Consider the following 20,111-nt stretch of genomic DNA (forward strand, 5'->3'; position numbering starts at 1 on the left):
TGGCGTTTTCGCGCGGTAAAGTGATATATGCTTCACGTTTCGTGAATTGGCTGTTCAAAAATGATACAAATCATGTAGTGTATATTTATTGATAGCCAATATGATCGACTGGTGGCTAAAGTTTATATGGTCGATAGCTCTGCTTTTCGCCGTGCGTCTTGCCTTGAAGCGCTATAAACGTTTACCTTAGCCCTCGTTGTCGGATTAAACCTCCATTTTTATAACTCCTAAAACTTTGCCCATCTTCATGAGCGGCCACTTTCGAATAGGGACATAAACGCCGGAACGATTGCGTTTAGGGTGCTTATTTGGCGCTGCGATGGTCGGGCATGCCGACAACCGGGTGGGGCGTCACGCCACCACGCTATCGGACAATTTTTTCATTTGAACAGGCAACACGACATCGTATGAGTCATCGTTTAACGTCAAAAGATATCCTGGCATTGGGCTTTATGACCTTTGCCTTATTCGTCGGGGCCGGGAACATCATCTTCCCGCCGATGGTCGGTTTACAGTCCGGTGAACATGTCTGGACTGCGGCGCTGGGCTTCCTGATCACCGCCGTCGGCCTACCGGTCATCACCGTCATCGCGCTGGCGCGCGTCGGCGGCGGCATCGACGCCCTCAGTTCGCCGATTGGCCGCGGTGCCGGCCTGCTGCTGGCGACCGTTTGCTACCTGGCCGTCGGCCCGCTGTTCGCGACGCCGCGCACCGCCACCGTCTCCTTTGAAGTGGGCATCGCCCCGCTGACCGGCGACGGCGCCATGCCGCTGTTCATCTACAGCCTGGTGTATTTCGCGCTGGTGATTGGCATCTCCCTGTATCCGGGCCGCCTGCTCGATACCGTCGGCCACGTGCTGGCGCCGCTGAAGATCGTCGCGTTGGCCGTACTGGGCATCGCCGCGTTGCTGTGGCCTGCCGGCGCGCCGATTCCGGCGACGGCGGCTTACCAGAGCGTGCCTTTCTCTTCCGGTTTCGTTAACGGCTATCTGACCATGGATACGCTGGGCGCGCTGGTATTCGGCATCGTTATCGTCAACGCGGCGCGCTCGCGCGGCGTGAAAGACGCCGGTCTATTGACCCGTTACACCATTCTGGCCGGTTTGATCGCCGGCGTGGGCCTGACGCTGGTTTATCTGAGCCTGTTCAAGCTGGGTTCCGGCAGCGGCGCGCTGGTGCCTGACGCTACCAACGGCGCGGTGATCCTGCACGCTTACGTTCAGAACACCTTCGGCGGCCTGGGCAGCTTCTTCCTGGCGGCGCTGATCTTCATCGCCTGCATGGTGACTGCGGTAGGCCTGACCTGCGCCTGCGCCGAGTTCTTCGCGCAATACCTGCCGTTCTCCTACAAGACGCTGGTGTTTATTCTGGGCCTGTTCTCGATGGTGGTGTCCAACCTCGGTCTGAGCCACCTGATCCAGATCTCCATTCCGGTGCTGACCGCGATTTACCCGCCGTGCATCGTGCTGGTGGTGCTGAGCTTCACCCTGCGTTGGTGGCACAGCGCGCCGCGCATCATCGCGCCGGTGATGCTTGTCAGCCTGTTGTTTGGTATCCTTGACGCAGTGAAAGCGTCCAGCTTCCAGCAGCTGCTGCCGGCCTGGACCACTCACCTGCCGCTGGCGGAGCAGGGATTGGCATGGTTGCCGCCTTCGCTGCTGATGCTGGTGCTGGTCGCGATTTATGATCGGGTGTGTACGCGTTCTCAAGTGACCGCGCACTGATAATCCCCCGGCTTAATCTAGGGCCACGGACATGTCCGTGGCTTTTTTACGTTTAAAACTATGGGTCATCTTCATGCAACAACAGTCACCCACCACTGCCCCCGACAATAAGCTGAAACGCGGCCTCAGCACGCGTCACATCCGCTTTATGGCGCTGGGGTCGGCCATCGGCACCGGGTTGTTCTACGGCTCGGCGGACGCCATCAAAATGGCCGGCCCGAGCGTGCTGCTGGCTTACCTGATCGGCGGCATCGTGGCCTTTATCATCATGCGCGCGCTGGGGGAGATGTCGGTCAACAACCCACAGGCCAGCTCGTTTTCCCGTTACGCGCAGGATTACCTCGGCCCGATGGCGGGCTACATCACCGGCTGGACTTACTGCTTTGAAATCCTGATTGTCGCCATCGCCGACGTGACCGCTTTCGGCATCTATATGGGCGTCTGGTTCCCGGAAGTGCCGCATTGGATCTGGGTGCTGAGCGTGGTGCTGATCATCGGCGCCATCAACCTGATGAGCGTCAAGGTGTTCGGCGAGCTGGAGTTCTGGTTCTCGTTCTTCAAGGTCGCCACCATCATCATCATGATCGCGGCCGGCATCGGCATCATCATCTGGGGTATCGGCAACGGCGGGCAACCGACCGGCATTCATAACCTGTGGTCGAACGGCGGCTTCTTCAGCAACGGCTTTATCGGCATGATCCTGTCGCTGCAGCTGGTGATGTTCGCTTACGGCGGCATTGAAATTATCGGCATCACCGCCGGCGAAGCCAAAGATCCGAAAAAATCGATTCCGAAGGCCATCAACTCGGTGCCATGGCGCATTCTGGTGTTCTACGTCGGCACGCTGTTCGTCATCATGTCGATCTACCCGTGGAATCAGGTGGGCACCAACGGCAGCCCGTTCGTGCTGACCTTCCAGCATATGGGCATCACCGTGGCAGCGGGCATCCTCAACTTCGTGGTGATCACCGCTTCGCTGTCGGCGATCAACAGCGACGTGTTCGGCGTCGGCCGCATGCTGCACGGCATGGCCGAACAGGGGCACGCGCCGAAGATGTTCAGCAAGGTATCGAAACGCGGCATTCCTTGGGTGACGGTAGTGGTGATGATGCTGGCGCTGTTGCTGGCGGTGTACCTCAACTACATCATGCCGGAGAGCGTGTTCCTGGTGATCGCCTCCCTGGCGACCTTCGCCACCGTGTGGGTGTGGATCATGATCCTGTTCTCCCAAATCGCCTTCCGCCGCAGCCTGAGCAAAGAGCAGGTGAAGCAGCTGGCGTTCCCGCTGCGCGGCGGGGTGTTCACCTCGGTGGTGGCGATCGTGTTCCTGGTGTTCATCATCGGCCTGATCGGCTACTTCCCGACCACCCGCGTCTCGCTGTACGCCGGCCTGGTCTGGGTGGTATTGCTGCTGGCGGGGTACTGGTTCAAGGTCAACCATCAGAAAAAACGCGCGCCGTTGGCGACGCAGCAAGACTAAATGGAAAACACCGGCTAAGGCCGGTGTTTTTTTAGGGGGCAGGCGTCAAGCGAAGTCCAGCTTGCGCAGTTTCGATACGTCGATGGACTGCCTGGCCTGCCACAGATCGTAAGCATCCTGCATGCCCATCCACACCTGTTCGGAACTGCCTATCACGATGGACAGGCGGATGGCCATTTCCGGCGAGATATCGGACTTTCCGCTGATCAGACGTTGAACCGTGGAGGGTGCGACGTCCAGCGCTTTAGCCAGCGCGCGCGCGCTGAGATTCAGCGTTTCCAGGGTTTCTTTGATCAACTCGCCAGGATGAGGGGGGTTATGCATGCGGTTCATTAGTGATAGTCCTCATAATTCACGATATAAACATCACCCTCGACCAGTTCAAACGTGATACGCCAGTTGCCGGTGACGGTGACGGACCATTGCCCGCTGCGAGCGCCCGTTAACGGGTGCAAGAAGAAGCCGGGCAGATCTACATCATCAATCACTTTCGCCAGATCCAGCACGCTCAGCCGCAGCGCGATTTTCTTCGCCTGCTTGGCGTCGATACCCGCTGTTGAACCGGTTTCGAAAAACTTTTTGAGTCCCTTATGCTTGAAGCTTCTTATCATCCTGACGGCTCCATGGGTGTTGCGCTATACGCATCATAGCCAGGTGTTGCGTATGGCGCAACAAGGTGGGGTGTTTTTTGACCATCACGTCAGGCGTTTATCTTCCACTTCATCCTCCCCGGCGGCGCGCGCTTCGATACGCATGTCGCCGTCGTTCAGGCGTTCTTCCTCTTCCTCGCCGGCGCAGCGCGCCAGCACTTCGCGAATGTCCTGCAGGTTGCTGCTCAGAGCGCTCAGCGAAGGTTGCAGGTTGCGGGGCATGCGGCTTTCATCCAGCGAAGCGCTGTGCAGGCAGCCGATAAACAGCAGGGTGGCCATCAGGGTGAACAGCCGATGACGTAACCGTTTCAGCAAGGGCTTTCCCTCTCGGTGGTGAAGGTGATGGCGCATTAACGCCGTTTTCGCTGGGGAAAAGAAGGGCATGGAGATATCTGCTGGCAATTGAAAGAACATCATTACCAGCAGACATCTTTACGTCAGCCGATGTCAGGAAGCGTTCGCGCTTTGTAGCAGCATGCCGCGCAGGTCGTTGCCGGTTGGCGTCTGGTGCACGCGCAGGCCGAATTCGTCGATCACCGCCAGGATATGGTCGAAAATATCCGCCTGAATGCTTTCATACTCCGCCCAGACCGTGGTGTTGGTGAAGGCGTAGATTTCCAGCGGCAGCCCTTCCGGCGTCGGCGCCAGCTGGCGCACCATCAGCGTCATGTTCTGGTGAATGCGCGGGTGAGCGCGCAGGTAGGCTTCCAGATAGGCGCGCAGCGTGCCGAGGTTGGTGAGGCGGCGGCCGTTGAGCGGCGAGGCCAGATCGATGGCGATCTCCTGGTTGTGCTGGCTCAGCTCCTGGGTTTTGTTATTCAGATAGCTGTGCAGCAGCGGGTTGCGCTGCAGGCGGCGCTGCTCTTCTTCCGACAGGAAGTGCACGCTGCCAGTGTCGATATTCAGGCTGCGCTTGATGCGGCGCCCGCCGGATTCCGACATCGACCGCCAGTTTTTGAACGAGTCGGAGATCAGCGCGTAGGTGGGGATGGTGGTGACGGTGTTGTCCCAGTTACGCACTTTGACCGTGGTCAGGCCGATGTCGGTGACCGCGCCGTCGGCGCCGTATTTCGGCATTTCCAGCCAGTCGCCGATCTTGAGCATATCGTTGGCGGAAAGCTGAATGCCGGCCACCAGCCCGAGGATCGGATCCTTGAACACCAACATCAAGACCGCGGTCATGGCGCCCAGTCCGCTGAGCAGCAGCAGCGGCGATTTGCCCATCAGCAGCGAGACGATCATGATGCCGATCAGGATCGCCGCCACCAGTTTCAGGCCCTGGAAAATGCCGCGCAGCGGCAGCTGATTGGAAATCGGGCTTTGGCGCAGCAGCGCCAGCAGCGTATCCAGCAGCGAGAACAGCGACAGCAGGGTGAAGGCGAGGATCCACACCTGCGCGGCGGTGACGATCACCGCCTGGGTCTGGCTGCCACTTTGCAGCCACAGCGTGGCCTGGATGCTGATGATCACCCCTTGCAGCAGCAGCGCCACGCGCTGGAACAGTTTGTATTGGGTGATAGCCTGTTGCCAGACGCGCTGCGATTGCTGGCCACGGCGCTGAAGGGCAGCCAACACCACCCGATGCAGCACCAGGTGGATCGCCACCGAGATCAGAACAATCAACCCCAATACCATCAACAGCGACATCACTCCGCCGAATTCCAAACCAAATTGTTCCAGCCAGCGCGTTATCTGTTGTTGCATTACCGCTCCTTAAAAAATGCGCAAAAAATATCCTGTAAACTTAAAACGCGTTAGCCTAAGGGGTAACGTGCAGGATTTGTGCCTGTTTACCTTTTTTTACATCAAGTTAGCGTTATTTTTCAGTCTCCGCCCCCCGGCTCATCCCCGGGTTTTGCGGCCAGAGAGGAGGGGGAGTTGCACTTAACGTGGCATTGTTCGCTTCTTGAAGAACGCCGTCGATTTCGTTTGGTACAGCAGGAGAACAGTATGCTTAACGCCTGGCATCAACCGGTCCCGCCTTTTGTCGTGAAACAAGGGCAACGTTTGGATATCACGCTGTGGTTACAAGGGGATGAACTGCCGGAACGGGTATTTTTGCGCGCCGAACCGGACAACGAAGAGTGGCTGCTGGCGATGAAAGCGCAGCGCCACGAGGGGATGCGGCGCTACCAGGCCAGCCTGACTTTGAATGAGGGCGAGCCGACGCGGCGTTACTGTTTCAAGCTATTGTGGGCCGATCGCCAACAGTGGTTCGGGCCGCAGGGCTGGTCGCCAACGCCGCCGGGCCAGCTGGCGCAGTTCGCCGTCGACGATCCTGACAATGGTCCCGAATGGGTGGCGGATCAGCTGTTCTATCAAATTTTCCCCGATCGCTTCGCCAGCAGCGGCGGCGAGCACGGCATCCAGAGCGGCAGCTATCGCCATCACGCGGCCGGCGCAGAGGTGATTCGGCGCGACTGGCAGCATCCGCTGGAGGACCGCCACGCCGCCTCGACCTTTTACGGCGGCGATCTGGACGGCATTTGCGCCAAATTGCCATACCTGCAGCAGCTGGGCGTGACGGCGCTGTACCTGAACCCGATTTTTACCGCGCCGAGCGTGCACAAGTACGATACCGAGGACTACTACCAGGTCGATCCGCACTTCGGCGGCAACGCGGCGCTGCAGCGTTTGCGAGTGAGTACTAACAAGGTAGGCATGAAACTGGTGCTGGACGGGGTATTCAACCACACCGGCGACTCGCACCCGTGGTTCGACCGCCATCGTCAGGGTGAAAATGGCGCCTGCCACCATCCCGATTCGCCGTATCGCGGCTGGTTCAACTTCTACCCGGACGGCCGCGCGCTCGACTGGAAGGGCAACGCCAGCCTGCCGAAGCTCAACTTCGCCGAGCCGCAGGTGGCGGAAGCGATTTATCAGGGCGAAGGCAGCGTGGTGCGCCACTGGCTGCGCCCGCCGTACAGCATCGACGGCTGGCGGCTGGACGTGGTGCACATGCTGGGGGAGAACGGCGGCGCCGCCGGCAACCTGCGCCATCTGGCGGGCATCTATCAGGCGGTGAAACAGGAGAATCCGCAGGCCTACGTGTTGGGCGAGCACTTCGGCGACGCGCGTCGCTGGCTGCATGCCGGCGTGGAGGATGCGGCGATGAACTACATGGGATTCGCGTTGCCGGTGCGGGCATTTTTAGCGGGGCTGGACGTGGCCTATCACCCGGTGCGGCTGGACGCCGCCGGATGCGCACAGTGGATGGACGGCTACCGCGCCGGGTTGCCGCATGGCCGCCAGCTGATCCAGTTCAACCAGTTGGACAGTCACGATACCGCGCGTTTCCTCACGCTGTTGCAGGGGAACGCGGCGCGCATGCAGATGGCGGCGGTGTGGCTGCTGAGCTGGATCGGCGTGCCTTGCCTCTATTATGGCGATGAGATTGGGTTGGACGGCGGCAACGATCCGTTCTGCCGCAAGCCGTTCCCGTGGGACGTCGCCGACTGGGACCGGCCGCTGCTGGCGCTGTTCCAGCGCATGGCGGCGCTGCGTAAACAGAGTCTGGCCTTGCGCCGTGGCGGCTGCCAGGTGTTGTACGCCAGCGGCGAAACGCTGGTGTTCGTGCGCCTGTATCAGCAGGAGCAGGTGCTGGTGGCGCTGCAGCGCGACGGCAGCGGCCAGGCGCAGCTGCCGCATAACCCGCTGTTGGCGCGCGGCCTGTGGCGGCGTGTGGAAGGGCGGGGAGAGTTGAGCGAAACGGCGGGCGGGCTGCGCCTGCAGTTGGCGGAAGAGTCGGCCACCGTATGGCGCTGCGAAGGTTAAAGAAACTGCGGGGGCCAAAGGGCCCCCGCGATTAAGGTAAGTGGGCGTTTACATCAGTAACCGACCGCGGAGCCTGCCGGGCGGCGCACGTCGTTGGCGCCGTACAGATAGCCTTCGCGTACTTTGCCGGAAACCGCCGAATCGTTGCCGGAGTTGGCCGGGGTGACGCCCGCCGCGCCCGGCAAGCCGACCAGAATCAGTTCGGCAGCGCCCCACGGCGTTTGCTCGACCATCTTGTAGCCCATGCCGCTCAGCAGCTTCAGCGTATCGGCGGAAACGCCGCGCTGTTCGTAGTACACCTCATCCGGCAACCATTGGTGATGAATGCGTGGCGCGTCCACCGCTTCCTGCGGCGCCATGCCGTGGTCGATCACGTTCAACGCGGTCTGCAGGGTGATGGTGATGATGCGCGAACCGCCCGGCGAACCCAGCACCATAAAGATCTTGTTGTCCTTGGTCACCAGCGTCGGGCTCATCGACGATAGTGGGCGCTTACCGGGGGCAATGCTGTTGGCGGTGCCTTGCACCAGCCCGTACAGGTTTTTCTCACCCACTTTGACCGTAAAATCGTCCATCTCGTCGTTGAGGAAGAAGCCGGTGCCCGGTGCGATCACCACGGCGCCGAAGCGGCCGTTGACGGTATAGGTGGTGGAGACCGCGTTGCCGTCATGGTCGACAATCGAATAATGGGTGGTTTCCGGTTTCTCATGCGGCTCCATGCCGGGCTGCACGTTTTCCGACGGCGTGGCTTTGTCTGCAACGATTTTCTTGCGGATCTGCTCGGCGTAGCTCTTGCTCACCAGCCGATCGATCGGGTTCTTGATGAATGCCGGGTCGCCGAGATAGGTGTTGCGGTCCATGTAGGCATGGCGCATCGCCTCGGTCATGGTGTGAATGGCCGCCGCTGAGTTGAAGCCCATGCTTTTCAGGTCGTAGCCTTCCACCACGTTGAGGATTTCGCACAGCGTCACGCCGCCGGAGCTGGGAGGCGGCGCCGACACGAACTTGTAGCCGCGATAGCTGCAGGTGATCGGCGGGGTTTCGGTGACCTTGTAGTTGGCGAAGTCGGCCGCCGTCAGAATGCCGCCGCCCTGTTTGGCCGCCGCCTCCACCGCCTGCGGGATCTTGCCTTTGTAGAAAGCGTCGGTTCCCCCTTTGGCGATGGCTTCCAGCGTGTTGGCCAGATCGGTTTGTACCAGCTTATCCCCTGGCTGCAGCGGGCTGCCGTCCGGGCGCAGGAAGATTTTGGCCGACTCGGGATCCTGTTTGAAGCGCGCGATGGTGGTGTCGAGGATATCGGTGTCGGCGCGGGTTAGCACAAAGCCTTCCCGCGCCAGCTTGATCGCCGGTGCCAGCACCTGTTCGCGGCTCAGTTTGCCGTACTTCTCGCGCGCGGTTTCCATCCCCAGCACGGTGCCCGGCACGCCCGCCGCCAGATAGCCATACAGGCTGGCGTCTTTCTTCACCTTGCCGTCGGCATCCAGATACATGTTGGCGCTGGCCGCGGCCGGCGCGGTTTCGCGGAAGTTGATGAAGGTGTCGGTGCCGTCCGCCAGGTGGACGGTCATAAAGCCGCCGCCGCCGATGTTGCCGCAGCAGGGGTTAACCACCGCCTGCGCATAGCCGACCGCCACAGCGGCGTCGATGGCGTTGCCGCCCATTTTCAGGATATCCACACCGACCTGCGAGGCCAGGTGCTGCGAGGTGACCACCATGCCGTTTTTGGCTTCCACCGCCGGGTTAGACGCCGCATACAGGCTGCCGCTGACCAGCAGCGCCGCCATGGTCAGGGGTTTGCTCCATTTCTGTAAAAACATAGTTATTCCTACCCTGTCAGTTTTTTATTGTGTTGTGTTTGCTTGCCGTTACTCGCTTGCAAAGCGCGAGCCAGCGTTATTGATAGTAGCCGCAGATGGGCGCACGCGCGGCGATCGGGATAGGAAATGTGAGCGGAAACAGGGAAATAAAGCACAGAAGGTGGGCATGTTGCCCCAAAAAGGGGCACAAAAAAACCGGCCCGTGGGCCGGTTGATTCACTATCAGGCTGAAATTACAGCTTGGCAGCGTTTTCAGACAGGTATTTTGCTACGCCGTCTGGGGAAGCGCCCATACCTGCTTTGCCTTTTTCCCACTGAGCCGGGCACACTTCACCGTGCTCTTCGTGGAATTGCAGCGCGTCAACGGTACGGATCATTTCGTCGATGTTACGGCCGATTGGCAGGTCGTTAACAACCTGAGCACGCACGATGCCGTCTTTGTCGATCAGGAAGGAGCCGCGCAGCGCAACGCCGGCTTCCGGGTGTTCGATGCCGTAAGCTTTCTGAATTTCACGCTTGATGTCAGCAACCATTGCGTATTTCACTTCACCGATGCCGCCTTTGTCGACAGGGGTTTTACGCCATGCGTTGTGAACGAATTCTGAGTCGAAGGAAACGCCAACCACTTCAACGCCACGCTTCTGGAACTCTTCATAGCGGTGATCGAAAGCGATCAGCTCGGAAGGGCATACGAAGGTGAAGTCCATTGGCCAGAAGAACAGGACGGCTGGTTTGCCGTTCAGGTGCTTCTTCAGGTTGAAGTTTTCAACGATTTCGCCGCTACCCAGTACGGCAGCTGCAGTGAAGTCAGGGGCTTGACGAGTTACCAGGACCATAATTACTCCTGTAATAGGTGTTAAAGGGTGGATGTAAAAACAAGGGCCAGTATAGGGGCCGTGACTTGGTGAATAAAGGGTAAAAGACCAATCGATGAGATAGCTTTCACCTATCAAAGTCGTTGATATAATTTATCGAGCTTTAAAAATAACCTTTTCCCACAAAAGGGCAAGCGGCAAAACGTAAATTCTTGCAAGACGCTGCAATTTCAAACGCTTGGGCTTGACCTCAGAGCCTTTTATCCTTCGCCTGCCGCATCATTTGCGGGTAAAACTGCCAGAACTGTGTTTCAAGCTGATGATAATGTTGCTCGACGTCGGCGAACGAGCCGGCCAGCGCCTCAAGACGCGGGCGGCGGCTGGCCATGCCCTGCAGCACTCGGGCGATGAACGGCAATTCGGCGTAGCGTTCCAGCCAGCGTTCCGGCCACAGATAGCCGTTCAGGTTCTGAAAACGCGGCGGCGTGAGCGGCAGGTAAGGTTCGATCTGGCTGCGGGCTTCCTGGGTGAACTGGTGCAGATCGCGCGAGGGCTCCAGCTGCTGCCAGTGGCGCGCCAAAAAATGGTCCCACACCACGTCGAGGGTGATCGGCGCCACGCGGCGGTAAGGGGCGCTGAAATAGTCGCGGCAGGCTTTGACCTGAGGCAGGCTGTCGGTCAACACGTCGACGCGGCGATGCATCATGATGCCGGCCACCACGTCGGGCTGGTAGTCGGCGGCGGGGTTGCCGCGCACGAAATCGGCCAGCAGGTTGCCCAGCAGCGAGCTGTCCGCCAGCATGGCCAGATGGAGATGAGCGAGAAAATTCATCCCTCAACTATACCCGAAGTCAGGCAAATCCTCCTTATTTCTTGCCGCTGACCGCCCCCGGCTTTAGACTAGGCCGCCTGTTTTTTACCAACCAGCCTTAAATTGAAGAAGTGAATACCCATGCGCGTCGCTGATTTTTCGTTTGAACTTCCCGAATCCCTGATTGCCCACTATCCCCAGGCCGAGCGCAGCGCATGCCGCCTGCTGCAGCTGGACGGGCCGAGCGGGGCGCTGACGCACGGCGTATTCACCGATCTGCTGGACAAGCTGGAGGCCGGCGATCTGCTGGTGTTCAACAATACCCGCGTGATCCCGGCGCGCATGTTCGGCCGCAAGGTCAGCGGCGGCAAGATTGAAGTGCTGGTGGAGCGCGTGCTGGACGACCATCGCGTGCTGGCGCACGTGCGCGCGTCGAAAGCGCCGAAGCCGGGCGCCGAGCTGCTGCTGGGGGATGACGAGAGTATCGCCGCCACCATGGTGGCGCGCCATGAGACGCTGTTCGAGCTGCGTTTCAACGACGAGCGCGACGTATTCACCATTCTCAACGCGGCCGGCCATATGCCGCTGCCGCCGTATATCGCTCGCCCGGATGAAGACGCCGACCGCGAGCTGTATCAGACGGTCTACAGCGAGAAGCCGGGCGCGGTCGCCGCGCCGACCGCCGGCCTGCATTTCGACGAACCGCTGCTGGCGGCGCTGCGCGCCAAGGGCGTGGAAATGGCGTTCGTGACGCTGCACGTCGGCGCCGGCACCTTCCAGCCGGTGCGCGTGGAAACCATCGAAGATCACGTGATGCACGCCGAATACGCCGAAGTGCCGCAGGAGGTGGTCGATGCGGTGCTGGCCTGCAAAGCGCGCGGCAAGCGCGTGGTGGCGGTGGGCACCACCTCGGTGCGCTCGCTGGAGAGCGCCGCGGCGGCCAGCAAAGAGGCGCTGATTGCGCCGTTCTTCGGCGACACCAGCATCTTTATCTATCCGGGTTACCACTACCAGGTGATCGACGCGCTGGTGACCAATTTCCACCTGCCTGAGTCGACCCTGATCATGCTGGTGTCGGCCTTCGCCGGCTATAAAAATACCATGAACGCCTATCAGCAGGCGGTAGCCGAGCAGTATCGCTTTTTCAGCTACGGTGATGCGATGTTCATCAGCCGTAACCCGCAGGCGGAAAACGAATCCGTCGGCGGCTAAATTCCCGGGCTGCGCGTATGGCGCGGCCCCGTTTCAACGACATCAGACTGTTTCTCTGATGCTGGAGGCTTTGTGAAGTACGAATTACAAACTACCGATGGCCGCGCGCGTCGCGGCCGCCTGATCTTCGACCGCGGCGTGGTGGAAACCCCGGCCTTTATGCCGGTCGGCACCTACGGTACGGTCAAGGGCATGACGCCGGAAGAAGTGAAGGAGACCGGCGCGCAGATCCTGCTGGGCAACACCTTCCACCTGTGGCTGCGCCCGGGCCAGGAGATCATGAAACTGCACGGCGATCTGCACGACTTCATGCAGTGGCCGGGCCCGATCCTCACCGACTCCGGCGGTTTCCAGGTGTTCAGCCTGGGGGCGATGCGCAAGATCAAAGAGGAAGGCGTGTACTTCCGCAATCCGATCAACGGCGACAAGGTGTTCCTGAGCCCGGAAAAATCGATGGAAATCCAGTATGACCTGGGTTCCGACATCGTGATGATCTTCGACGAATGCACGCCGTACCCGGCCGACTGGGACTACGCCAAGCGTTCGATGGAAATGTCGCTGCGTTGGGCACAGCGCAGCCGCCAGCGTTTCGACGAGCTGGAAAATAAAAATGCGCTGTTCGGCATCATTCAGGGCGGCGTTTACGAAGATTTACGTGATGTTTCAGTAAAAGGGCTGGTGGATATCGGCTTTGATGGGTACGCTGTGGGCGGCTTGGCTGTAGGCGAGCCGAAAGAGGATATGCATCGCATTCTTGAACACGTTTGCCCGCAAATTCCGGAAGATAAGCCACGCTATTTGATGGGCGTCGGCAAGCCGGAAGATTTGGTGGAAGGCGTGCGCCGCGGCATCGACATGTTCGACTGCGTCATGCCGACCCGCAACGCCCGCAACGGCCATCTGTTCGTGACTGACGGTGTGGTAAAAATCCGTAATGCCAAGCACAAGGATGATACTTCTCCGCTGGATAAGGACTGTGATTGCTACACGTGTCGCCATTACAGCCGCGCCTACTTGCACCATCTCGACCGTTGCAACGAAATATTGGGTGCTCGACTGAACACAATTCATAACCTGCGTCACTACCAGCGCCTGATGGCGGGTTTACGCCAGGCTATCGAAGAGGGTAAATTAGAGCAGTTTGTTGCGGATTTCTATGGTCGGATCGGCAAGCCGATTCCGCCTTTAAACGCTTGATCTAATAATTGATAACTTAATGAGGGAATTTCAATGAGCTTTTTCATTTCTGACGCCGTCGCATCCGCAGGGGCTCCGGCTCAGGGAAGCCCGTACTCTCTGATCATTATGCTGGTGGTGTTCGGCCTGATCTTCTACTTCATGATCCTGCGCCCACAGCAGAAACGCGCGAAAGATCACAAGAAGCTGATGGACTCCATCGGTAAAGGCGACGAAGTGCTGACCACCGGCGGCCTGATCGGTCGCGTGACCAAAGTGGCCGACACCGGCATCATCGCCATCGCGCTGAACGACACCACGGAAGTGATGATCAAGCGTGACTTCGTGGCGGCCGTTCTGCCGAAAGGTACCATGAAGGCCCTGTAATCTTTTTTCCCGAAGGGAATTGCCGTGCTAAACCGTTATCCTTTGTGGAAGTATCTGATGTTGATCGTCGTGATCCTCGTCGGTCTGCTTTATGCGCTTCCCAACATCTACGGTGAGGATCCGGCCGTACAAATCACTGGCGCGCGCGGCGTCGCCGCCAGTGAAACTACGCTGGACCAGGTCCGTACCGTATTAGAAAAAGACAACATCGCGAGCAAGTCGATTGCGCTGGAAAATGGCGCCATCCTGGCTCGCTTTAAAGATCCTGACGTTCAGCTGCGCGCCCGCGAAGCGCTGGTGACCGAGCTGGGTGACAAATTCGTCGTGGCGCTGAACCTGGCGCCGGCCACGCCGACCTGGCTGGCCATGCTGGGCGCAGAGCCGATGAAACTCGGCCTGGACCTGCGCGGCGGCGTGCACTTCCTGATGGAAGTGGACATGGACACCGCGCTGAGCAAGCTGCAGGAACAGACCATGGATACCCTGCGCAGCGAGCTGCGTGAGAAGGGCATTCCTTACGCGTCTATCCGCAAGCTGGACAACAACGGCGTGGAAGTTCGTTTCCGCGACGATGCGGCCCGCGACCAGGCCATCAGCTACATCGGCCCGCGTCAGCGCGATCTGGTGCTGTCCGCCAACGGCGCCAACACCATGAAAGCCAGCCTGACGGACGCCCGTCTGAGCGAAGCGCGCGAATACGCCGTCCAGCAGAACATCACTATCCTGCGTAACCGCGTCAACCAGCTCGGCGTCGCCGAACCGCTGGTGCAGCGCCAGGGCTCCGACCGCATCGTGGTCGAGCTGCCGGGCATTCAGGACACCGCGCGCGCCAAAGAAATTCTGGGCGCCACCGCGACCCTGGAATTCCGTCTGGTGAACACCAATGCGGACGCCACTGCGGCGGCCAACGGCCGCGTGCCGGGCGATTCCGAGGTGAAGTACACCCGTGACGGCCAGCCGATCGTGCTGTACAAGCGCGTGATCCTGACCGGTGACCACATCACCGACTCCACCTCGAGCACCGACGAATACAACCAGCCGCAGGTTAACATCTCGCTGGACAGCGCCGGCGGCACGTCCATGTCCAACTTCACCAAGGACAACATCGGCAAGCCGATGGCGACCCTGTTCGTGGAGTATAAGGATAGCGGCAAGAAAGACGCCAACGGTCGCGCGGTGCTGGTGAAACAGGAAGAAGTGATCAACGTGGCGAACATTCAGTCGCGTCTGGGCAACAGCTTCCGTATCACCGGTATCGGCAACCCGAACGAAGCGCGTCAGCTTTCGCTGCTGCTGCGCGCGGGTGCACTGATCGCGCCGATTCAGATCGTTGAAGAGCGCACCATCGGTCCAACCCTGGGTCAGCAGAACATTACCCAAGGCCTGGAAGCCTGTCTGTGGGGCCTGGTGGCGTCCATCGTCTTCATGGTGGTCTGGTACCGTAAATTCGGCGTGATCGCCACCACGGCGCTGGTCGCCAACCTGGTGCTGATCGTCGGCGTGATGTCCCTGTTGCCGGGGGCGACGCTGACCATGCCGGGTATTGCCGGGATCGTGTTGACGCTGGCGGTGGCGGTCGACGCCAACGTACTGATTAACGAACGTATCAAGGAAGAGCTGAAGAACGGCAGGTCCGTTCAGCAGGCGATCCATGAGGGCTATAAAGGCGCGTTCTCCAGTATCGTCGACGCCAACATCACCACCCTGATCACCGCGGTCATCCTGTACGCAGTCGGCACCGGTTCGATCAAGGGCTTTGCGATCACCACCGCTATCGGTGTGGCGACGTCCATGTTCACCGCGATTGTCGGTACCCGTGCCATCGTCAACCTGCTTTACGGCGGCAAACGCATTAACAAGCTGTCTATCTGAGGAGTGCGTTGTGGCACAGGATTATACTGTTGAGCAACTCAACTACGGCCGTAAAGTCTACGACTTTATGCGCTGGGACTACGTGGCCTTCGGCATCTCGTTGGTGCTGTTGGTCGCGTCGATCGCCACCATGTCGGTGCGCGGCTTTAACTGGGGTCTGGATTTCACCGGCGGTACGGTGATTGAAATCAACCTGGAGAAGCCGGCTAACCTTGACCTGATGCGCGATACGCTGGAGAAGGCCGGGTTCCAGGATCCGATCATCCAGAACTTCGGCAGCAGCCGCGACGTGATGGTGCGCATGCCACCGGCGACCGGCACCGCAGGCCAGGAGCTGGGTAACAAGGTGATCGGCGTGATCAACGACTCGGTGGATAAGAACGCCACCGTGAAGCGCATCGAGTTCGTCGGCCCGAGCGTGGGCAGCGAACTGGCGCAAACCGGCGGCATGGCGCTGCTGGTGGCGTTGATCTGTATCCTGATCTACGTCGGTTTCCGCTTCGAATGGCGCCTGGCGCTGGGGGCGGTTATCGCGCTGGCGCACGACGTGATCATCACGCTGGGCGTGCTGTCGCTGTTCCACATCGAGATTGACCTGACCATCGTCGCTTCCCTGATGTCGGTTATCGGTTACTCGCTGAACGACAGCATCGTGGTATCTGACCGTATTCGTGAGAACTTCCGCAAGATCCGCCGCGGCACGCCTTACGAGATCATGAACGTGTCGTTGACCCAGACGCTGAGCCGTACGCTGATGACCTCCGGGACCACCCTGATGGTGGTGCTGATGCTGTACATCTTCGGCGGCGCGATGCTGCAAGGCTTCTCGCTGGCGATGCTGATCGGCGTGTCGATCGGTACCGTTTCCTCTATCTACGTCGCGTCCGCGCTGGCGTTGAAACTGGGGATGAAACGCGAACACATGCTGCAGCAAAAAGTGGAAAAAGAGGGCGCCGATCAGCCTTCGATTCTGCCTTAATCGCCGCAGTATTCAGCGAAATGAGAAGGAGCGCCGATGGGCGCTCCTTTTTTTTGCCTCGGTTTCAGCGCGGCTGCACCACCGCCGGCTGGGCGGTCGAAACCAGGCTGTGCAGACGGATGTAGCCCAATTGTTCCGGCGTCAGGCCGCTGAAGCGCAGCTCGAAGTCCTGGCCGGGTTTCGGCAGCAGCGAGTCGGCGCTGGCGATCGGTTGCGACAGCGCCTCGGCGGTCAACGGCCGGCCGGTGGCTTCATCCAGTGGGCCCCATTCCACCACCGCTTTGAACGGCGGCAGCGTGGCCTGTGAGAGGATGCGCACATGCAGTTGCGCCTGCGTGCCGTTGGCTTCGCTCTTGATGTGGCTCAGCGAAACGCTCAGCTCGCCGATGCCGCTTTGCAAACGGGCGGCGCTGCGGGCCGCCGGCAGCAGGTAGACGCCGTTGTCGGAGTGCTGATTGAGCAGATTCTGTCGCTCCAGCGCGGTGGTTTGGTCGGTCAGCACGCTTACTTTCTGGTTCAACGCGGCGACCTGATGGCGCAGCTGTGGCACGGCGGGGTTGTGCGCGCAGCTCGCCAGCAACAGGGCGGCGGCTAGCAGGCCGATTTTTGGGTAACGGGTTGTCATGACGGCGATTTCCTATGCTGAATCTCCTGCTATCAAGCTTAGCCCGCATGGCGGTGAAAGTCATATCGACGCCGCCTTCCCGCCGCCTGTCGCAACAAATGGCCGCCGCCCTTTGTTGTGGCTGCACTTCGGGTTAAACTGCATTTATCTATAAAAAAAGTTTATCAGGACGTGTTATGCATTGCCCTTTCTGCGCCGCCGTTGATACCAAAGTCATTGATTCCCGCCTGGTGGGGGACGGTTCGCAAGTGCGCCGCCGCCGCCAGTGTCTGGTGTGCAATGAACGCTTCACCACCTTCGAGGTGGCCGAGTTGGTGATGCCGCGAGTGATTAAAAGCGATGAGGTGCGCGAGCCGTTCAACGAAGACAAGCTGCGTCGCGGCATGCTGAAAGCGCTGGAGAAGCGCCCGGTAAGCTCGGACGACGTGGAAAACGCCCTTAACCATATCAAATCCCAACTGCGCGCCACCGGCGAACGCGAAGTGCCGACCAAATTAGTCGGTAATCTGGTGATGGACGCGTTGAAAAAGCTGGATAAGGTGGCCTACATTCGCTTTGCGTCGGTATACCGCAGCTTCGAAGACGTGCGCGAGTTCGGCGAAGAGATCGCCCGCCTGCAAGACTAAAGGATCTTTCATGCATCACGACGAATTTTACATGGCGCGCGCCTTCGAGCTGGCGCGGCTGGGGCGTTTCACCACTGCGCCCAATCCGAACGTCGGCTGCGTTATCGTGCGCGACGGCGAAATTGTCGGTGAAGGCTATCATCTGCGCGCCGGCGAGCCGCACGCGGAAGTGCATGCGCTGCGCATGGCGGGCGACAAGGCGCGCGGCGCCACCGCCTATGTCACGCTCGAACCGTGCAGCCATCACGGCCGCACGCCGCCCTGCGCCGATGCGCTGGTGGCCGCCGGCGTAACGCGGGTGGTCGCGGCGATGCAAGATCCCAATCCGCAGGTGGCGGGGCGCGGGCTGTACAAGCTGCAGCAGGCCGGCGTCGAAGTGCGTCATGGCCTGATGCTGGCCGAAGCCGAAGCGGTCAACCTGGGCTTCCTCAAACGCATGCGCACCGGTTTCCCCTATGTACAGCTGAAGTTGGGTGCGTCGCTGGACGGCCGCACGGCGATGGCCTCCGGCGAAAGCCAGTGGATCACTTCACCCGAAGCGCGTCAGGACGTGCAGCGCCTGCGCGCGCAAAGCGCCGCGATTCTCAGCACCAGCGCCACCGTGCTGGCGGACGATCCGTCGCTGACGGTGCGTTGGGATGAGCTGGACGCCGAAACCCAGCGCCTCTATCCGCGCGAAAATCTGCGTCAGCCGCTGCGCATCCTGCTGGACAGCCAAAATCGCATTACCCCGCAACACCGCGTGGTGCAGCAGCCGGGCGCCACCTGGCTGGCGCGCCTGCAGGCGGATGAACAGGCCTGGCCGCAAGACGTCGAGCAGTTCATCTGCCCGGCGCACGGTGGCGGGGTCGATCTGGTGGTGATGATGATGCTGTTGGCCAAGCGCCAGGTGAATTCAATCTGGGTGGAGGCGGGGGCGACGCTGGCCGGTGCGCTGCTGCAGGCCGGCCTGGTGGATGAGCTCATTTTGTACATCGCGCCAAAACTGTTGGGCGATAATGGCCGCGGCCTGTGTCATTTGCCGGGCCTGGAGCGTTTGGCCGACGCGCCGGAATTCGTCTTTAGCGACGTGCGGCAGGTTGGCCCCGATCTGCGTTTGCGCCTGCGGGCGAAACACTGAATCTCGCGCCCGCGCGCCGGTTTTACAAAAGCGCCGCGCAGGCGATGAAAGAATATGATAGAATCCGCCCCCCTGCGGGGTATTGAACCCATTTTTAAGGAAAGCCCATGAAAGTTATCGAAGGTGTTGTTGCTACTCCAAATGCCCGTGTGGCGATCGCAATTGCACGTTTTAACAATTTCATCAACGACAGCCTGCTGGAAGGTGCCATCGACGCGCTGAAACGCATTGGTCAGGTTGCTGACGACAACATCACCGTTGTCTGGGTCCCGGGCGCTTACGAGCTGCCGTTGACGGCGAGCGTATTGGCCAAAACCGGCAAATACGACGCGGTTATCGCGCTGGGCACTGTTATCCGTGGGGGCACCGCGCACTTCGAATATGTGGCGGGCGAAGCCAGCTCCGGCATCGGCAACGTTGCGATGAATGCCGAAATCCCGGTTGCCTTTGGCGTGCTGACCACCGAAAGCATCGAACAGGCGATCGAACGCGCCGGCACCAAAGCGGGCAACAAAGGCGCTGAAGCCGCGCTGACCGCACTTGAAATGATTAATGTTATCAAAGCTATTAAAGCCTGAATTTAGTTAAGGGGAATTCCGTGAAACCTGCTGCTCGTCGCCGCGCTCGTGAGTGCGCTGTTCAAGCGCTTTACTCTTGGCAGTTGTCTAAAAACGACCTTGCCGATGTTGAACACCAGTTCCTGACGGAGCAGGATGTCAAAGATGTTGACGTCGCCTATTTTCGCGAGTTGCTGTCCGGCGCGGCAGTGAATGCAGGTATGCTGGACGAACTGATGGCGCCATACCTGTCGCGTCAGCTCGAAGAGCTGGGCCAGGTGGAGCGCGCAGTGCTGCGCGTCGCGCTGTTTGAACTGAAAATGCGCGAGGATGTCCCTTACAAGGTGGCGATCAACGAAGCGATCGAACTGGCGAAAACCTTCGGCGCGGAAGACAGCCACAAGTTTGTGAACGGGGTGCTGGATAAAGTAGCGCCAACCCTTCGCAAGAAAAAGTAAAACATTAAGGCCGGTATCCCCGGCCTTA

Annotated in this window: 20 protein-coding genes; 12 read left to right on the top strand and 8 right to left on the bottom strand. The window is 59.9% G+C overall.

The genetic code is table 11. The features are described 5' to 3' along the window. Positions 1–407 precede the first annotated feature (407 nt). Both brnQ and proY read left to right on the top strand, forming a co-directional pair. Positions 408–1,724: a branched-chain amino acid transport system II carrier protein gene (brnQ, locus tag AC6BYQ_RS10615; RefSeq protein ID WP_038873241.1), complete on the top strand. Its 1,317-nt coding sequence runs from the start codon at positions 408–410 to the stop codon at positions 1,722–1,724. 73 nt (positions 1,725–1,797) lie between these two features. Further along, the gene (gene proY / locus AC6BYQ_RS10620) at positions 1,798–3,204 is read left to right on the top strand and encodes a proline-specific permease ProY (protein ID WP_019454218.1); all 1,407 of its coding nucleotides are present in this window, start codon (positions 1,798–1,800) and stop codon (positions 3,202–3,204) included. 45 nt (positions 3,205–3,249) lie between these two features. Here the strand turns inward: proY and AC6BYQ_RS10625 are convergent, their stop codons facing one another. The 4 genes from AC6BYQ_RS10625 to AC6BYQ_RS10640 form a co-directional block, all read right to left on the bottom strand. After that, on the bottom strand, positions 3,250–3,537 hold the full coding sequence (locus AC6BYQ_RS10625; RefSeq protein WP_498056856.1) for a HigA family addiction module antitoxin: 288 nt from the start codon (positions 3,535–3,537) through the stop codon (positions 3,250–3,252). Continuing rightward, a complete protein-coding gene (locus AC6BYQ_RS10630; protein WP_019454217.1) occupies positions 3,537–3,815 on the bottom strand; it encodes a type II toxin-antitoxin system RelE/ParE family toxin in 279 nt (92 codons plus the stop codon). The genes AC6BYQ_RS10625 and AC6BYQ_RS10630 overlap by 1 nt, the downstream gene beginning before the upstream one ends. A gap of 84 nt (positions 3,816–3,899) precedes the next feature. Beyond that, positions 3,900–4,169: a hypothetical protein gene (locus AC6BYQ_RS10635; RefSeq protein ID WP_154747570.1), complete on the bottom strand. Its 270-nt coding sequence runs from the start codon at positions 4,167–4,169 to the stop codon at positions 3,900–3,902. Positions 4,170–4,301: 132 nt separating this feature from the next. Then, complete coding sequence (locus tag AC6BYQ_RS10640; RefSeq protein ID WP_063918831.1) at positions 4,302–5,558, bottom strand: mechanosensitive ion channel family protein; 1,257 nt, start codon at positions 5,556–5,558, stop codon at positions 4,302–4,304. Positions 5,559–5,804: 246 nt separating this feature from the next. On the opposite strand from AC6BYQ_RS10640, the gene malZ reads away from it, so the two are divergent. Beyond that, complete coding sequence (malZ, locus tag AC6BYQ_RS10645) at positions 5,805–7,628, top strand: maltodextrin glucosidase (RefSeq protein WP_498056857.1); 1,824 nt, start codon at positions 5,805–5,807, stop codon at positions 7,626–7,628. A 53-nt stretch (positions 7,629–7,681) separates the two neighbouring features. On the opposite strand, the gene ggt is transcribed toward malZ, so the two are convergent. From ggt to AC6BYQ_RS10660, 3 genes are all read right to left on the bottom strand, one after another. Continuing rightward, entirely contained in the window at positions 7,682–9,445 is a 1,764-nt protein-coding gene (gene ggt, locus AC6BYQ_RS10650) for a gamma-glutamyltransferase (RefSeq protein ID WP_063918833.1), read from the bottom strand. A gap of 233 nt (positions 9,446–9,678) precedes the next feature. Then, complete coding sequence (locus AC6BYQ_RS10655) at positions 9,679–10,281, bottom strand: peroxiredoxin C (protein ID WP_019454212.1); 603 nt, start codon at positions 10,279–10,281, stop codon at positions 9,679–9,681. Positions 10,282–10,510: 229 nt separating this feature from the next. Continuing rightward, on the bottom strand, positions 10,511–11,092 hold the full coding sequence (locus AC6BYQ_RS10660; protein WP_019454211.1) for an acyl carrier protein phosphodiesterase: 582 nt from the start codon (positions 11,090–11,092) through the stop codon (positions 10,511–10,513). Positions 11,093–11,212: 120 nt separating this feature from the next. Here AC6BYQ_RS10660 and queA point away from each other — a divergent pair, with 120 nt between their 5' ends. From queA to secF, 5 genes are all read left to right on the top strand, one after another. Next, positions 11,213–12,283 carry a tRNA preQ1(34) S-adenosylmethionine ribosyltransferase-isomerase QueA gene (queA, locus tag AC6BYQ_RS10665; protein WP_004940394.1) on the top strand — a complete coding sequence of 357 codons (1,071 nt, stop codon included), beginning with the start codon at positions 11,213–11,215 and terminating at the stop codon, positions 12,281–12,283. A gap of 72 nt (positions 12,284–12,355) precedes the next feature. Then, complete coding sequence (gene tgt / locus AC6BYQ_RS10670; protein ID WP_016928877.1) at positions 12,356–13,480, top strand: tRNA guanosine(34) transglycosylase Tgt; 1,125 nt, start codon at positions 12,356–12,358, stop codon at positions 13,478–13,480. A gap of 33 nt (positions 13,481–13,513) precedes the next feature. Further along, positions 13,514–13,846 carry a preprotein translocase subunit YajC gene (yajC, locus tag AC6BYQ_RS10675; protein WP_004940391.1) on the top strand — a complete coding sequence of 111 codons (333 nt, stop codon included), beginning with the start codon at positions 13,514–13,516 and terminating at the stop codon, positions 13,844–13,846. 24 nt (positions 13,847–13,870) lie between these two features. Further along, positions 13,871–15,718, top strand: coding sequence for a protein translocase subunit SecD (gene secD / locus AC6BYQ_RS10680; RefSeq protein ID WP_071845087.1), 1,848 nt, complete (start codon positions 13,871–13,873; stop codon positions 15,716–15,718). Between the two features lie 10 nt (positions 15,719–15,728). After that, positions 15,729–16,697: a protein translocase subunit SecF gene (gene secF, locus AC6BYQ_RS10685; protein ID WP_019454209.1), complete on the top strand. Its 969-nt coding sequence runs from the start codon at positions 15,729–15,731 to the stop codon at positions 16,695–16,697. 64 nt (positions 16,698–16,761) lie between these two features. Here the strand turns inward: secF and AC6BYQ_RS10690 are convergent, their stop codons facing one another. After that, positions 16,762–17,322: a SadB/YajI family lipoprotein gene (locus AC6BYQ_RS10690; protein ID WP_498056858.1), complete on the bottom strand. Its 561-nt coding sequence runs from the start codon at positions 17,320–17,322 to the stop codon at positions 16,762–16,764. 176 nt (positions 17,323–17,498) lie between these two features. Between AC6BYQ_RS10690 and nrdR the strand changes: the two genes are divergently transcribed. From nrdR to nusB, 4 genes are all read left to right on the top strand, one after another. Further along, positions 17,499–17,948, top strand: coding sequence for a transcriptional regulator NrdR (nrdR, locus tag AC6BYQ_RS10695; RefSeq protein ID WP_004940387.1), 450 nt, complete (start codon positions 17,499–17,501; stop codon positions 17,946–17,948). Between the two features lie 10 nt (positions 17,949–17,958). Continuing rightward, a complete protein-coding gene (gene ribD, locus AC6BYQ_RS10700) occupies positions 17,959–19,068 on the top strand; it encodes a bifunctional diaminohydroxyphosphoribosylaminopyrimidine deaminase/5-amino-6-(5-phosphoribosylamino)uracil reductase RibD (RefSeq protein ID WP_033642057.1) in 1,110 nt (369 codons plus the stop codon). A gap of 107 nt (positions 19,069–19,175) precedes the next feature. Beyond that, positions 19,176–19,646, top strand: a complete 471-nt coding sequence (gene ribH, locus AC6BYQ_RS10705; protein WP_004940385.1) for a 6,7-dimethyl-8-ribityllumazine synthase — start codon at positions 19,176–19,178, stop codon at positions 19,644–19,646. A 20-nt stretch (positions 19,647–19,666) separates the two neighbouring features. After that, positions 19,667–20,083 carry a transcription antitermination factor NusB gene (nusB, locus tag AC6BYQ_RS10710; RefSeq protein WP_004940384.1) on the top strand — a complete coding sequence of 139 codons (417 nt, stop codon included), beginning with the start codon at positions 19,667–19,669 and terminating at the stop codon, positions 20,081–20,083. The last annotated feature ends 28 nt before the right edge of the window (positions 20,084–20,111 follow it).

The organism is Serratia sp. LTN-2 (assembly GCF_059740205.1).

Excerpts from the sequence above, each read along its gene's own strand:
- brnQ (WP_038873241.1), top strand. The coding sequence starts at position 408 with ATGAGTCATCGTTTAACGTCAAAAGATATCCTGGCATTGGGCTTTATG.
- proY (WP_019454218.1), top strand. The coding sequence starts at position 1,798 with ATGCAACAACAGTCACCCACCACTGCCCCCGACAATAAGCTGAAACGC.
- AC6BYQ_RS10625 (WP_498056856.1), bottom strand. The coding sequence starts at position 3,537 with ATGAACCGCATGCATAACCCCCCTCATCCTGGCGAGTTGATCAAAGAA.
- AC6BYQ_RS10630 (WP_019454217.1), bottom strand. The coding sequence starts at position 3,815 with ATGATAAGAAGCTTCAAGCATAAGGGACTCAAAAAGTTTTTCGAAACC.
- AC6BYQ_RS10640 (WP_063918831.1), bottom strand. The coding sequence starts at position 5,558 with ATGCAACAACAGATAACGCGCTGGCTGGAACAATTTGGTTTGGAATTC.
- malZ (WP_498056857.1), top strand. The coding sequence starts at position 5,805 with ATGCTTAACGCCTGGCATCAACCGGTCCCGCCTTTTGTCGTGAAACAA.
- ggt (WP_063918833.1), bottom strand. The coding sequence starts at position 9,445 with ATGTTTTTACAGAAATGGAGCAAACCCCTGACCATGGCGGCGCTGCTG.
- AC6BYQ_RS10655 (WP_019454212.1), bottom strand. The coding sequence starts at position 10,281 with ATGGTCCTGGTAACTCGTCAAGCCCCTGACTTCACTGCAGCTGCCGTA.
- AC6BYQ_RS10660 (WP_019454211.1), bottom strand. The coding sequence starts at position 11,092 with ATGAATTTTCTCGCTCATCTCCATCTGGCCATGCTGGCGGACAGCTCG.
- queA (WP_004940394.1), top strand. The coding sequence starts at position 11,213 with ATGCGCGTCGCTGATTTTTCGTTTGAACTTCCCGAATCCCTGATTGCC.
- yajC (WP_004940391.1), top strand. The coding sequence starts at position 13,514 with ATGAGCTTTTTCATTTCTGACGCCGTCGCATCCGCAGGGGCTCCGGCT.
- AC6BYQ_RS10690 (WP_498056858.1), bottom strand. The coding sequence starts at position 17,322 with ATGACAACCCGTTACCCAAAAATCGGCCTGCTAGCCGCCGCCCTGTTG.
- nrdR (WP_004940387.1), top strand. The coding sequence starts at position 17,499 with ATGCATTGCCCTTTCTGCGCCGCCGTTGATACCAAAGTCATTGATTCC.
- ribD (WP_033642057.1), top strand. The coding sequence starts at position 17,959 with ATGCATCACGACGAATTTTACATGGCGCGCGCCTTCGAGCTGGCGCGG.
- ribH (WP_004940385.1), top strand. The coding sequence starts at position 19,176 with ATGAAAGTTATCGAAGGTGTTGTTGCTACTCCAAATGCCCGTGTGGCG.